10 protein-coding genes are annotated in these 14,838 nt (G+C 47.9%); 6 read left to right on the forward strand and 4 right to left on the reverse strand.

Annotated elements, in window-relative coordinates; translation table 11 throughout:
* Positions 1–57: 57 nt before the first annotated feature.
* Positions 58–852 (reverse strand): thymidylate synthase, encoded by a 795-nt coding sequence (locus K3G39_RS17405; protein ID WP_220627451.1) that lies wholly within the window; start codon positions 850–852, stop codon positions 58–60.
* 138 nt (positions 853–990) lie between these two features.
* Positions 991–1,590, reverse strand: a complete 600-nt coding sequence (locus tag K3G39_RS17410; protein ID WP_220627452.1) for a DUF4136 domain-containing protein — start codon at positions 1,588–1,590, stop codon at positions 991–993.
* A 235-nt stretch (positions 1,591–1,825) separates the two neighbouring features.
* On the opposite strand from K3G39_RS17410, the gene K3G39_RS17415 reads away from it, so the two are divergent.
* The 3 genes from K3G39_RS17415 to K3G39_RS17425 all read left to right on the forward strand — a co-directional run bounded on the left by K3G39_RS17415 (position 1,826) and on the right by K3G39_RS17425 (position 5,655).
* On the forward strand, positions 1,826–3,115 hold the full coding sequence (locus tag K3G39_RS17415; protein ID WP_220627453.1) for an acetyl-CoA hydrolase/transferase family protein: 1,290 nt from the start codon (positions 1,826–1,828) through the stop codon (positions 3,113–3,115).
* A 60-nt stretch (positions 3,116–3,175) separates the two neighbouring features.
* Entirely contained in the window at positions 3,176–4,021 is an 846-nt protein-coding gene (locus tag K3G39_RS17420; RefSeq protein WP_255594452.1) for a DUF1206 domain-containing protein, read from the forward strand.
* Between the two features lie 275 nt (positions 4,022–4,296).
* Positions 4,297–5,655: a sigma-54 dependent transcriptional regulator gene (locus K3G39_RS17425; RefSeq protein WP_220627454.1), complete on the forward strand. Its 1,359-nt coding sequence runs from the start codon at positions 4,297–4,299 to the stop codon at positions 5,653–5,655.
* A 63-nt stretch (positions 5,656–5,718) separates the two neighbouring features.
* Here K3G39_RS17425 and K3G39_RS17430 read toward each other — a convergent pair whose 3' ends face one another.
* Entirely contained in the window at positions 5,719–6,816 is a 1,098-nt protein-coding gene (locus K3G39_RS17430) for an ATP-binding protein (protein WP_220627455.1), read from the reverse strand.
* Positions 6,817–7,591: 775 nt separating this feature from the next.
* Here K3G39_RS17430 and K3G39_RS17435 point away from each other — a divergent pair.
* The 3 genes from K3G39_RS17435 (at position 7,592) to alr (ending at position 14,003) form a co-directional block, all read left to right on the forward strand.
* On the forward strand, positions 7,592–11,545 hold the full coding sequence (locus tag K3G39_RS17435; protein WP_220627456.1) for a PAS domain S-box protein: 3,954 nt from the start codon (positions 7,592–7,594) through the stop codon (positions 11,543–11,545).
* A 116-nt stretch (positions 11,546–11,661) separates the two neighbouring features.
* Positions 11,662–12,843, forward strand: a complete 1,182-nt coding sequence (locus tag K3G39_RS17440; protein WP_255594453.1) for an amidohydrolase — start codon at positions 11,662–11,664, stop codon at positions 12,841–12,843.
* An 8-nt stretch (positions 12,844–12,851) separates the two neighbouring features.
* The gene (alr, locus tag K3G39_RS17445) at positions 12,852–14,003 is read left to right on the forward strand and encodes an alanine racemase (protein ID WP_220627457.1); all 1,152 of its coding nucleotides are present in this window, start codon (positions 12,852–12,854) and stop codon (positions 14,001–14,003) included.
* Here the strand turns inward: alr and K3G39_RS17450 are convergent.
* Entirely contained in the window at positions 13,993–14,817 is an 825-nt protein-coding gene (locus K3G39_RS17450; RefSeq protein ID WP_255594454.1) for an ion transporter, read from the reverse strand. The genes alr and K3G39_RS17450 overlap by 11 nt on opposite strands.
* Between the last annotated feature and the right edge of the window lie 21 nt (positions 14,818–14,838).

Genomic DNA, 14,838 nt, shown 5'->3' on the forward strand with positions numbered 1-14,838 from the left:
AAAAGGCCCGAAGCTTAACTTCGGGCCTTTTGTTTTAAGCCTCTATACCTTAAACTGTTATACCGCAACAGGCGCTTTTATACCTGGGTGCGATACGTAATTTTCCAGTTTAAAGTCCTCGAACTTGAAGTCGAAAATATCCTTTACTTCCGGATTCAGATGCAAAGTCGGTAGTGAATGCGGGGCTCGGGTGAGTTGCAACTGTGCCTGCTCCAGGTGATTCAGGTATAGGTGCGTGTCGCCGCCAGTCCAGATAAACTCTCCTGGCTCCAACCCGGTTACCTGAGCCATCATTAACACCAGCAAAGCATAGGAGGCAATGTTGAACGGCACGCCCAGAAACACATCGGCTGAGCGCTGGTATAGCTGGCAACTCAATTTCCCTTCGGCTACATAAAACTGGTAGAAAGCATGGCATGGCGGTAACTTCATGTGCTCAATCTCAGCCACGTTCCAGGCACTCACAATGATGCGGCGAGAGTCGGGGTTATTTTTGAGTTGGTTCACCACCTGGGTAATTTGATCGATGTGGCGACCGTCAGGCGTTGGCCAGCTGCGCCACTGCGATCCGTATACCGGACCAAGATTTCCTTGCGCATCCGCCCACTCATCCCAAATGGTAACGCCGTTTTCTTTAAGATAGGCGATGTTAGTGTCCCCTTTCAAAAACCACAGCAGCTCATGGATGATAGACTTCAGGTGTACCTTTTTGGTCGTAACCAACGGAAAGCCCTCTGACAGGTCGAAACGCATCTGGTAGCCGAACACACTGAGGGTACCGGTGCCGGTACGGTCTTCTTTTTTCATCCCGTTTTCAAGGATGTGCTGCATCAGGTCCAGGTACTGTTTCATAAGGTATAGCGGTAAAGAGTGTATTGGAATCTTAAATATAAGGCAAAAATAAACCTGCCAAAAACCCGATACCTTTTTTAAATGGCTCAAGGTATAGCAGGTTGTTTACTTGTAAAGGTTAATGAGATTTAAAACGCTTTAAGGCTGCGCAGTACCCGGCATGCGGTTCACGATTTCCTGCACCTGACTTTTCACTTTGCTGTAGCCGGCATCAAAGTTTTTTATGGCGCCTTCGGTCCAGCCGCGCCAGAGCAGTTGTTTTGACTTTGGATTGATCACATCCACGATCAGCGTACCTTGCTTAAAGAGGTCTACAGCGCGATAACCAGGCAGTTCAGCATTGCCATAGCTATACCTGTAGCCAGTCATATAGGCGTAGCTATACCCAAAACCCGGGCCATAAAGCTCGGGCTTGTCCATGGCATCGGGCACCGAAACACTCACATCGTAGGCCACCAGCATATCCGGGTTTACAGTAGTTTTGGTGTAGCCTTTGCGCTGCAACTCTTCCTCTATTGCCTGCAGCAGGTGTTGGTGCAGGTCAGCATTAAAGCCGGGCGCGTAGGCAGACGCTGCCGTTAGTTTAGGCTGATACCAGGCATACGTGGCTTTTTTGCCCAAAATTCCTTCGGATGAACTAATGCTATTGGTGTTTTCAATGCCGGAAGTGGCTACGCATGAGCTGAAAAACAGTACGCACAGCAAAAGGCATAGCGTAGATGTAAGTTTAGTTTGCATGCTTTTCATAGTTGATGTGGGTGTTGCAGGCGAAGGTATACGGCTTCGCTACTCCCCTCCTTACGGGAGCTTAATTTTAAGGGTGACAATTATCATCACTTGATTCCAAATTTATGTATTCTTTTGTGAATTAGTAAATTTGCAGATCCGAATTCCAAGGCATTTCATACAGAATGCCTGACAAGTCGTATTTTAAGCGGTACGCCCGGAGCTTACAATCATAAACAACGAACCCATGAACCAACACCAATTGAAGTACTCTTCAGCAGAAGAAGCCCTTTCTGTTATCAAATCAGGTGATCGCGTATTTGTGCATGGCAGTGCTGCCACACCACAGTACCTGTTACATAAACTGGCTGAGCGCGCAGATGAGCTGCGGAATGTGGAACTGGTGAGTATTTCTACTTTTGGTCAAATGCCCTGCGCGGAAGAGCGATGCAGCGATGCTTTTTACATCAACTCGCTTTTCGTGTCAGCTAACGTGCGGGAAGCCGTCAACAGTGGACGTGGCGATTATGTGCCCATCTTCCTGAGCGAAATCCCGAACCTGTTCCGCTCCGGCATCATGCCGCTCGATGTGGCTATTGTGCATGTGTCGCCACCTGACCGCCACGGCTTCTGTTCCCTGGGTGTCTCTGTGGACATTGCCCGTCAGGCTGTGGTCAGTGCCAAGCACGTTATTGCGCAGGTAAACCCCCAGATGCCCCGTACCCATGGCGATGCCCTCATTAATATCGCGCGCTTTGATGCACTAGTAGAGGTAAACGAGGCCCTTCCGGAAGTTGACTATGGCCCGCGTATCACCCAGACAGAAGAAACAATTGGCCGCTACATTGCCGGACTGGTAGAAGATGGCGCTACCCTGCAAATGGGTATAGGTGCTATACCTGATGCCACACTCAACAGCCTGACCAATCACAAAGGGCTGGGTATTCATACGGAGATGTTCTCCAACGGCGTGCTGCCACTGATTGAGCAGGGCGTGATCACCAATGAATTCAAGAAGAAACACAGGGGAAGAATCGCGACTGGTTTTATTGTCGGCAATCGCAAACTCTACGATTTTGTGGATGACAACCCGCTGATCACGATGCTGAGCTCTGACTATGTAAACGATGTGACTGTTATTCGCTCTAACCCCAAGGTAACGGCAATCAACAGCGCGATCGAGATCGATCTGACCGGCCAGGTGGTGTCTGATTCAATTGGTACCTACCAGTATTCAGGTATAGGCGGGCAGATGGATTTTATCCGTGGTGCTGCTCTCTCGAGAGGCGGCAAGCCCATTATTGCGCTGCCTTCTATGACGAACAAAGGTATTTCGCGGATCACCCCATACATTAACCAGGGTGCAGGCGTGGTAACGACGCGTGCGCATGTGCACTATGTGGTAACAGAATACGGTGTTGCTTATTTGTACGGGAAAAATCTGCGGCAGCGTGCCAAGGCTTTGATCGAGATCGCGCATCCAACGCATCGTGCCAGACTGGAAGAGGAAGCGTATAAGCGATTCAAAAACTTATAAGCAGAGTGTTAAACTTTCGCTTTTAGTTTGCGTGTATGGGAAGGTTACTAGACTTGTCTTATGGATATTTCAATTTCACCTTCCCGTATACCTACCCCCCGCCCGGAATGGGTGTTGCGTTTCGCCCGCATCGGCCTGATCGCTAAAGGAATTGTGTACTGCCTAGTTGGAGCGCTTGCTTTTATGGCTGCCTTTGAACTGGGTGGACAAACAGCGCAGGGCGCCGGCAAGACAGGCGTTTTTCAGTTTATACTGGAGCAACCTTATGGCAAAGTGCTGTTGGCGATTGTGGCGGCTGGTATGTTGTGCTATACCTTGTGGCGCTTGATCCAGGCCATCCGAGATACGGAAGAGAAAGGAACAGACGCTAAAGGTATAGGAAAGCGCATCGGTTATGCCTTTAGCGGGGCTGTTTATGGTGCGCTGGCCTTTACTGCTGCTCAATTGCTACTGGGTAATGGCGGAGGCGACAACGGCTCGGATTCGCGCCAGACGCTGGCCCGCGAGTTACTGTCCCAGCCTTTCGGGCAGTGGTTGCTGGGAGCTGTAGCTGTTGGTACCATGGTAATGGGCATTTACCAGTTTTACCGCGCCTATTCTGGAAAATACATGAGCAAAGTGCAGGCAGAACAGCTCAAACCTGAACTCAGAACTTCGCTGGTACGCGCCGGAATGGTGGGCTATATTGCCCGCGGATTTGTCTGGCTGATCATCGGTTTTCTCCTCTTGCGCGCCGCCATTAATTCAAATTCCAGTGAGGCAGGCAGTAGTTCACAGGCCTTCCAGTTTCTGGAGGAGGCTTCCTACGGCTCATACCTGCTGGGTATTCTGGCTTTAGGGTTGATCTGTTATGGCGTCTTCATGTTTGTGCGGGCCAAGTGCGAAGTGATCAGTACAAAGGTCTAGCCCGGCCTTTTTGTCACCTGTAGTAATACATCCGTCCAAGCCTCATCTTACTAGGTGATCTGGCTATTGACCCTTCCATGGAAAGGTATTTAGTTTGCCGCTGGGTCACTAGCCACATTTACGTAATGTTAAGTACTGAACCGTGGCGAATTATAATATTATTCTGAAATGTTAATTCAGCAGTACTGTTAAACCAAAATTGACTTGCAATCTGTTAATAGGATATAACTTTTGCGTTATATTTGACTCAAACTTTGCAACTATCCGACTGCCTGATGACAAACGGTTCTTTTAAAATATTTATACTGGATGATGACATCTGGTATAGTGAACTGCTGGAGTACCACCTCTCGTTAAACCCGGATTACGAAATCCGGAAGTTTCATGCAGCTAACGACTGTCTGGCCAACATGCACCTGCTGCCCAATGTGGTAACGCTCGATTATTCGTTGCCTGATAAAAACGGCTCGGAAGTACTCAAACGCATAAAAGAACAGAATCCGGATGTGCAGGTCGTGGTAATTTCTGGTCAGGAAGACGTGGCCACAGCTGTAGACCTGCTCAAACTAGGCGCTTACGACTACATTGTAAAGGACGAAGACACCCCGGAGCGACTCTGGAATACGATCAACAAGATTCGGGAAAACGTGTCGCTGCGTGAAGAGATCGACCACCTGAAAGAAGAGATAGGTCAGAAATACGACTTCAGCAAAGTGATCATTGGTAACAGCGACGCCATCAAAAAGGTGTTTAACCTGATGGACAAAGCCTCGAAAACCAATATTACCGTATCGGTGCACGGTGAAACGGGTACCGGTAAGGAACTTGTAGCCAAAGCGATACACTATAACAGCACCCGCAAAAAAGCACCCTATGTGGCTGTAAACGTAGCAGCTATACCTCGCGAATTGATTGAAAGTGAACTGTTCGGGCATGAAAAAGGAGCCTTCACTGGGGCCGTATCCCGCCGCCTCGGTAAGTTTGAAGAAGCGAACAAGGGTACCATCTTTCTGGATGAGATCGGTGAACTGGACATTAGCCTGCAATCTAAATTGCTTCGGGTACTTCAGGAAAAAGAGATTACCCGTGTAGGTGGTAACGCTGTGGTACCGGTGGATGTGCGCATTATTGTTGCCACGCACAAAAACCTGGCTGAAGAAGTAAAGAAAGGCCGGTTCAGGGAAGACTTGTATTATCGCTTACTGGGATTGCCTATCCAGTTGCCGCCTTTGCGCGAAAGAGGCAGTGATATTCTGGTACTGGCAAAGTTTTTCATTGACGCCTTCGCCAAAGAAAATGGCATCGGACGCAAATACTTGTCGCCTGAAGCGCAGCAAAAGCTCCTCTCCTATGCTTTCCCGGGTAACGTACGTGAGCTGAAAGCGTTGGTAGAACTAGCTGTCGTGCTGGCAGATGAGGATGCTATACAGGAGCAGGACATCAATTTCTCGGCCAGCCACATGGATAAGGATTTCCTGGCCGAAGAGCGCAGTCTGAAAGAGTACACAACAGCCATCATTCAGCGCTTCCTGGATAGGTATGACTACAATGTGCTGCTGGTAGCTGACAAACTTGATATTGGCAAATCAACGATCTACCGGATGATCCAGAGCCATGAACTTACAGTGAAGTAAGGTATAGCACTCCTATGGGGCGGCTAATTAAGTGCGCTGTTATGGTTGGTTGAAAGAGCAGGTTTAGCAGTTCGGAAGCGTAACCGTAAAAGTGGAACCTTTGTCTAGCTCGCTATCCAGACTGATCTGGCCACCCATCAGCTTTACTTGTTGGTTCACAATATATAATCCCAATCCGTTTCCTTCTGCTACTTTCGGAGCAAAGCGCCGGTGCATCTGAAACAAATCCTTGCCGATACGAACCAGGTCCATGCCAATGCCATTGTCTTGTACCTGAATGGTGATGAACTCATCGTGCAGCAAAGCTGATACTCTTATGATTGTTTGGCGGTTAGGACTGCGGTATTTCAGCGCATTGGAGATCAGGTTGCGGAGTATGCTATTTAAATAGGCTTTGATGGTGTGGATCACGATCTTGTCAGCCATTTCCAGTTCCACGAAAGCACCGCTCTGCCGGATCTCTCCCTGATAGAAATTGAAAATACGCTTGATCGTTTTAACGACATCTACTTCCTCCTTGCTTTCCTTACCTGTCGATTGTAACGCAATAAGCTCGTTTAGATCGCGCAGCATCACATCAATTGACTCTACAGTGTGCAGTAGGTAGCGCTTCAGCTCCGTCTCTTTGTTATCCGGAAGGCTGCTCTGCAGAAGTCTTGCAAAACCGAGCGCATTGGCAACCGGCTTTCGCATGTCATGGGCCAGTATCTTCCGGAATATTTCCAGCTCGTCGTTTTGCACTTTCAACAGCGCTGTGTAGTTCTCAAGCTCGATCTCTTTGTGTTTTTTTTCGGTGACGTCTTTTGCAATACCAAAAATTGCCATTACGCGGTCTTCATCCTTTAGCGGAAAATTAGTAACGTCCAGGTATTTAAAGCCGTTTTTACTGATAATAGCTGTTTCGTAGCGCTGTGGTTTGTCCTGCATTGATTCCAGGAATCGATCCCTTGTGAAGGCTCTCATACTTTCATCGATTAAGGGCTCGAAATTCTGGCCGATCAACATCTCCCGACCATACCCAGTGATACGACACACCTCTTCATTGACCATCATAAAATTCCCCTCCAGATCCAGTAAATAAATGGCATCCGGATGGTTCAGAAAGAGCGTCTGGTAAAGTTTTTCGAACTGATAAAGTTCCGATTCCTTATTTATATCCATCAGTATTGGGATATCTGCAGTTGTGATCTAGGCTCGTTTTCTAATGTACGGCTGCAAGCAGGAATCGACGTCTTTTAAGGGCCAATTTCAACATGTTATTTTCTTTACCAATTGTCCCCAAGCACCCACAAAAAAAGCGAAACAGAATGCCAGGCCGTTTCAACTATTTCAGTGTGAGAAGGTATAGGAAGTTTCCGGCGGAATAACTTACATAATGGTAATTGACTGAGCTAAAAATAACAGAAAACTATTTTCCGCTTATACCTTTTTTTAGCCCCTGAAGGGCTCCTTTCTTGGGTAAATTTCATTGTTTACGTACTGCTGCTGTTTAATCACATATTGATCATTATGCACTTTGCCATGTCTTCAGGTATAGAAGATAAGTCAACTCCCAGGTTATACGTCATGGCATCCACAATTGAGTCAGTTGGTTACTTTGCTTTTTTTGGACTTGCCTATACCTGAAGCATGCAGCAGAATTTAAAGTTAACATAGTAATGTACTATTTAACATGGGTTAAGGTATAGTTAATTTTTGGCTTCTGAAATCCATAACACGGGTCGTAAGCGGTCATTTTTCCATCTCACTTCACCGGCCAGCATTTCTGGCTACGGTGTGTGTTTATTGGCTTTATTAAATATTGATAATATTTATTGTGTCAAAAAATTCTGATTTTCATTAAAATTATATCCTCCCATCGATTGTTACCTCACTGAAAAGCGATAATTTGCGTACAAATCCGCCCCTGTTTTTTTACTCGGATCTCATTGATTACATGATAGAAATTTCAAACGAGCTGCAGCTACTGCGACAGGAGTTCGAAAAAGAAAGAAAAGCACGACAGGAAGCTGAACTTACGGCTGCCAGACTGGCCAGCGAACTGCAGCAACTCCGCACCAATCAGTCAGATACATCGTCTGAGCTCGTGCAGAATATCATGCACATGGTGCCAAGCATCGTGTATATCTACGACCTCGACCAGAATAAAAGCATCTACCTGAACAATGGCATAAAGACCATTCTGGGCTATACCCAGCAGGATCTGGATGCTATGGATGGCCACTTCTTTATGTCTGTGGTACAGGATGCTGATAAGCCCCTTTTGCTGCAGCACTCTGCCGGCATGCTGAGTGCCCGGGATGGTGAAGTGCGCGAAATTACCTATAGTGTGCGGGCCAGCGATGGTTCCAATAGAATTCTGTTTTGCCGCGAGGCTGTTTTCAGACGTGATGCTGATGGCAAAGTAATTCAGATCATCGGATCGGCGGAAGACACGACCAAACTGCGACACAAGAACCAGGAACTTGCCGAGCAGAAAGAGTTCTATGAAGCTATACTGAACAATCTCCCTTCGGATGTGGCCGTTTATGACGATCAGCTGCGTTATATTTTTGTGAATCCGACAGCCGTGTCGGACCCTCACCTGCGGGAGTGGATCATCAATAAAACGAATGAAGAGTACTGTGCCTACCGCAACGTGCCGCTGCACCGCATCGAAAATCGGGGCAAGCATCTGCTTAAGGTTATGGAGGAGCGTTGCCAAGTTTCTTTTGAAGAAAAGCTGGTTGACAAGCAGGGCAATGCCAGCTACCATATCCGTAAACTAAATCCTGTCCTGAATGAGCAGGGCGAAGTAAGGCTCGTTATCGGGCATGGGCTCAACATTACCGATCTGCACAACGCCCAGCAAGAGATCAAGAACAGTGAAGCCAAGATCCGGGCTATACTTGACGCTATACCTGACCTCATGTTTATCGTCGACAAAAATGGGATATACCTGGAAATGCATAACGAACATTCGCAGCACAGCGTAATGCACTCGTCCGAGGTAATCGGTAAGTCGCTTTTTGACCTGCTCCCTGCATCTCTCAGCCAGAAAACCTTTGACCTGATACAGGAAGTGCTTGCAACCGGACAGCTGCATTCCGTTGACTACGAACTGAACGACCGCTACTATGAAGGGCGTATCGTAAAGCATATTGAAGAACAGGTGCTCACCATTGTGCGCGATGTGACGGATGAGCGAAAGGCCGCTATCGAAGTAAAAGAGAAAAATGACTTCATCCGGCTCGTGCTCGACACTAGCCCTACCCTGATTTATGTAAAGGACGCTGCAGGAAACTATAAACTCGTGAACCATGAATGCGCTGCGTTTTTTGGTTTGGAGCCAGCAGATCTTCTGAATCAGAATACCCACAATTTACATAATGTGCCACAAGAGGTGCAGCACTACAGCCGCGTCGATCAAATTGTGATTGAGTCAGGTCAGGAACTGCGTGTACAAGACAGCTATACCTTGCCGGACGGTCGTGTAGAATGGTTCAACACCATCAAAAAGCCGCTCACCACAAAAGATGGAGAAGTGCAAGTGCTGGGTATATCCACGAACATCACGGAGCAATACAACGCCAATAAGCGATTGGAGGAAAGTGAAGAACTGCATAGACTGCTGTCCGAAAATTCTCGTGACCTGGTGTGTCTGCACGATGCGGACGGCAACTACCTCTATGTATCAAATGCCGTGGAAGACTTGCTAGGCTACAAGCCTGCTGAGTTGATTGGTGTTTCGGCCTATTCCATTACACACCCGGATGATGTACATAAAGTGCACAACATGGGGCACCAGGTTGCATTTAAGCACAAGCACAACATCACTGTGCAGCACCGAAAAATGCATCGCGCTGGTTATTATATCTGGGTTGAAACCAGCATTAAGCCGATCACAGACGAAGCTGGAAATGTGATCAAGATTCAATCCTCTTCCCGTGATATAACGGAACGTCGCCTGGCAGAAGAAGCGCTAAAGAAGGGTGAGAAAAAATACCGCGACCTGATCAAGTATAGCCAGGCCTACCTGTGTACGCACGACATGCAGGGTGTTATCCTGTCTGTTAATCCGTTCCTGGTCGAGATGCTGGGATATACAGAAGAGGAGATCATTGGCAAGGAGTTAAAACAATTCTTCCCACTCCTCCACCGCCAGCACTTCCCGGATTATCTGAAGCAATTTGAAGAAAGTACCGTGGCCAAAGGTATCCTCTGCGTGCTGCGCAAAGACAAAGAAGAGCGCTTCCTCAATTACCAGAATTACAAAGTAAGTGAAGACGGACAGGAGCCTTATGTGATCGGTATAGCGCACGATGTGACCGACCGGATCCAGACTGAACGCGAGCTTAAAAATGCGAAGGAAGCAGCAGAAGAATCGGCGCGTGTGAAAGAGAATTTCCTGGCTAATATGAGTCACGAGATCAGGACACCGCTCAATGGTATACTAGGTATGAGTGGTCTTCTGAGTAAAACCCAATTGGACGAAACACAGCTCAATTACCTGAAGATCATTAACCGTTCGGCCGATAACCTGCTGGTTGTTATCAATGATATTCTGGATGTAGCAAAGATCGAAGCCGGTAAACTGGAACTCGAGTCTATACCTTTCCGGATTGAAGAGACGGTGCAGGCAGCTTATCAGACTTTAAAGTACAAGGCTGAAGAAAAGGATATTGCGCTGCTGCTTGGTAAGCTGGACCTGCCTCATACCTTGCTGCAGGGAGACCCTTACCGATTGAACCAGATCCTGCTCAATCTCCTCAACAATGCCATTAAGTTTACGGAGGAAGGAAGCGTTACCTTACATGCCAAAACATTAGAAGAAACATCTTCCACCCTGACCATCGAATTTTCAGTAGTCGATACAGGTATAGGCGTACCGTCCGATAAGAAGGATTTAATTTTCGAAGGGTTCACGCAGGCCTACTCCAGCATTACGCGGAAATACGGCGGCACAGGACTGGGACTCAGCATCTGTAAAAACCTGGTAGAGCGCCAGGGTGGCGATATCTGGGTCGAAGATAACCCGCAGGGCGGCAGTGTTTTCCACTTTATGATCACTTACCCTAAAAGTGATCTGGAAAAATTGCCTGAAAATGAGGCAGTCAATATTGACTACAGCAGTCTGGGGGCCATACAGGTATTGCTGGCAGAGGATAATGAAGTCAATATTTTCCTGGCGCAGGCTATTATGGAAGATTGGGGCTTTCAGTTAGACGTTGCCGTTAATGGCCTCGAAGCAGTAGAAATGGTGCAGCGTTCTGATTACGATATCATCCTGATGGACATTCAGATGCCTGAATTAAGTGGAATTGATGCTACACTGCAGATCAGGGCCATGAGTGACAAGCGAAAAGCAGGTATACCTATTATTGCGGTGACGGCCAATGCGCTGAAAGGAGATGCCGAAAAGTACCTGAGCGCAGGTATGAATGATTACTTGTCCAAGCCGTTCGAAGCAGAGTTATTGTATACCAAAATTGCAAGCCTGGTACCCGGGAAGCGATGTAATGACGAGGTCAGTGACACGGAAATAGCATTGGAAGAAGAGGAAATCGCCGGACCACTTTATAGCATGGAGGTCATTCAGAAAATGTCGCATAACAATGAGGCATTTATGAATCGGGCCCGCCAACTCTTCGCCGATACAATACCTGTTACGGTGCGGGACATGCAAAAAGCCCTGGAACAGGAAGACTGGAAAACAGTAAGTGCGTTGGCACATAAAGTGAAGTCCACGATTGACACCATGAAAATCGAGTCTTTAAAAGAAGCCGTGCGCTTTGTTGAGGCAAATGCGAAGCTGGAAGCTAATCTGCCAGAAGTTCGTGCAGGAGTTAATAAAATCAGGCGTGTCCTTTTGCGGGTAGTGGACCAGATCTCTGCGGAAATCAGTTTGTAATTAAGTATTAGGAATAGTATCATTGCCTGCCCTGCTCGCGTTAAGTTTTAGCAGGGCAGGCTTTTTTTGTAAAGTTTTGCCCGTAACAAACGTAAGCCCACCTGAAAGCTGTACCTATGTCATCTATGTCCTTTAGCTCCTCCCCCATTTCTATACCTGATCTGAAAGAGATTGTAACGCTGCGGCACCATCTGCACCAGCACCCTGAACTTTCCGGACTCGAGTATGAAACAAGCCACACGCTTCAGAACTTTCTGCAGCGTTATCAACCTGATGAAATAGTTTCAGAGCTAGGCGACACTGGCTTCGCAGCTATCTTCCATGGAAAAAAGCCGGATGCCGGGCCTACCGTGCTGTTTCGGGCAGAACTGGACGCGCTTCCGATACTGGAGAAAAACGAGCTTACCTATACTTCCATACAAAAAGGTGTCAGCCATAAGTGCGGGCACGATGGGCACATGGCCACGTTAGTCGGACTAGCCAGCATGCTGCATCAGCAACCCCTGTCAAAGGGGCGCGTGGTTTTGCTGTTTCAACCGGCAGAGGAAACCGGCGCCGGCGCCTGGGCAGTACTCCATACGCCCGCTTTCCAGAAAATTGCGCCGGATTATGTATTTGCGCTCCACAATTTACCCCCTTTACCGATGGGGCACGTGCTTGTGCGTTCCGACGCATTTGCTGCAGCGTCAGTGGGACTCAAAATACAGTTGTACGGAAAGGAATCACATGCTGCGGAGCCTGAGAACGGTCAGAACCCTGGAGAAGGTATGAGTGAGTTGATACAAGCCTTTACCATATTGGCACGTGACCAGCACCACTTTCAGGACCTGACGCTGCTTACCGTTGTACATGCCCGTTTGGGTGACGTTGCTTTTGGCACCAATCCGGGTTTTGCGACGGTAATGGCTACGCTGCGTGCTTTTGAGCAGGACGACCTGAATAAACTGAAGTCTCTTGCAATAGAGGCTGTTAAGTTGGTTTCGCACAAGTATAACTTAAAGTACAATTCCGAGTGGGTTGAAGAATTTCCCGCTACCAAAAACAGCGCTGAAGCAACGGCATTGGTAAAACAGGCTGCCCTAGATCTGAACATGGATGTGATTCGGGCGGTTAAGCCGGTACGCTGGTCCGAGGACTTTGGCCACTTCACCAACCTATATAAAGGCGCCTATTTTGGCCTAGGATCCGGGCCGAACCGACCGCAGTTGCACCACGCCGACTACGACTTTCCCGATGAACTTATACCTGTGGGAGCCTCCCTGTTTTACCGCATCGCGGAATCTGTTACAAACCCCTAGACTCTTTCATGTTCCATAGCTCTTATATCGAAATAAGCCGCTCAGCCTTAGCGCATAATATAACCTTTCTTAAAGCGCAATTAAGTCCGGGTACGCGCTTTTCTTCGGTTATCAAAGGGAATGCTTACGGGCATGGTATTGAGGAGTTTGGACAGCTGGCCTATACCTGTGGGGTCGATCATTTCTCTGTTTTCAGCGCCGATGAAGCCGATCGTCTGCACCGGGTTCTACCACAGGATGCTACCATCATGATCATGGGCTATATTGATGATGCGGAACTGACTTGGGCCATTGCAAACGACATTGAATTCTATGTTTTCTCGCTTGACAGGCTGGAAGCAGCAGCAAAGGCAGCAAAATCGTTACGAAAGCCTGCCCGGATACACCTCGACCTGGAGACCGGGATGAACCGTATAGGACTAGGCACCAACGAATTACCGCATGCTGCAGATATTATCATCAAAGAGCCTCAAGCATTTGAGGTCGTAGGTATATCTACACATTTTGCGGGTGCCGAGAGCAGCGAAAACGAGGATCGGGTGACAGGCCAGCTAAACCGGTTTCATTTGGCTGTGCGCTCGCTCAGGCATAAAGGACTTAGCATTCAATCGCTGCACACAGCCTGTTCTGCAGCCATGATGGCTTACCCCGAAACGCACTTGGATATGGTGCGGGTGGGGATCATGCAGTATGGGTTCTGGTCAAGTCCGGAAATCTACCAGCGTTACATGGGCATCAGCACCGACCGTACGGATCCTCTAAGGCGGCTTATTAACTGGAAGAGTCACGTGATGAGCCTAAAGTCCGTGCCGGTTGGTGAGTTTATTGGGTATGGTCAAAGTTTTCAGGCGAGTAGTGACATGCTGATTGCCGCTATACCTGTGGGGTACGCCTGGGGGTTCAGCCGCAGCCTCAGCAACCAGGGCCAGGTTCTGATCCGATCATACAGAGCACCGGTGGTGGGTATTGTTAATATGAATGTACTGATGGTCGATGTGACAGGTATACCGAATGTGGCCCTCAAAGACGAAGTGGTGCTCCTTGGCAAACAAGGCAACGAACACATAACGGTAGCCTCATTCGCCGAACTCAGTACCCAGCTCAACTACGAGTTGCTGACAAGACTCCCCTTGAATATACCCCGCATTGTTATTGATTAGGCACTGTTGTCTCCTCCTTTGCATGCAATTCGTAGCCGCAGTTATCGCAGTATTTGGCGTCAGAGCTGTGCCCTTCCTTGTGGCAATTTGGGCAGACTCTTGACGTGGAATCCAGCTTGTCAGCCCTTGACAGCTCTACTGAGACTATACCTGTGGGCACAGCGATAATGCCATAGCCCATGATCATCAGGCAACTTGCCAGAAGTTGCCCCAGGGGCGTAACCGGTGTTATATCGCCAAACCCTACAGTCGTGAGCGTTACAATGGCCCAGTAAATACTCATGGGAATGCTGGTATACCCGCTTTGTCTGCCTTCAATGACATACATCAAAGCACCCACTACGATCACCATCATCAACACAACACCCAAAAATACAGTGATCTTGGTTAAGCTGGCACGCAGTGCTTTGGACAGAACTTGTCCTTCATTAACAAATCTGGTGAGGCGGAATATCCGGGCAATACGAAGTAAGCGAAAAACCCGGATCACCAGCAGGTATTGAGAACCTAGTACGAACAGGCTCAGGTAAGTAGGAATAATGGCCAGAAAGTCTATTATCCCGAAAAAAGAGAAGATATACCTGAGAGGCTTTTGCGAACTGTAGATGCGAATAAAATATTCAATTGTAAAAAGAATTGTGAAAGACCACTCAAGTGCCTGAAATATGTGCAGGTAGTCCCTTCTCAAAGAAACAACACTCTCCAGGGAAACCACAACTACACTGGCCACAATCATGGTCAGCAGGATGATGTCAAAGGTCTTGCCCGAAGGTGTTTCAGCTTCGAAAATGATACTGTGAAGCTTCCGTTTCATAGAGCCACTTTTATGTCTTGC

Source organism: Pontibacter sp. HSC-14F20 (genome assembly GCF_019599265.1).
GTDB lineage: Bacteria > Bacteroidota > Bacteroidia > Cytophagales > Hymenobacteraceae > Pontibacter.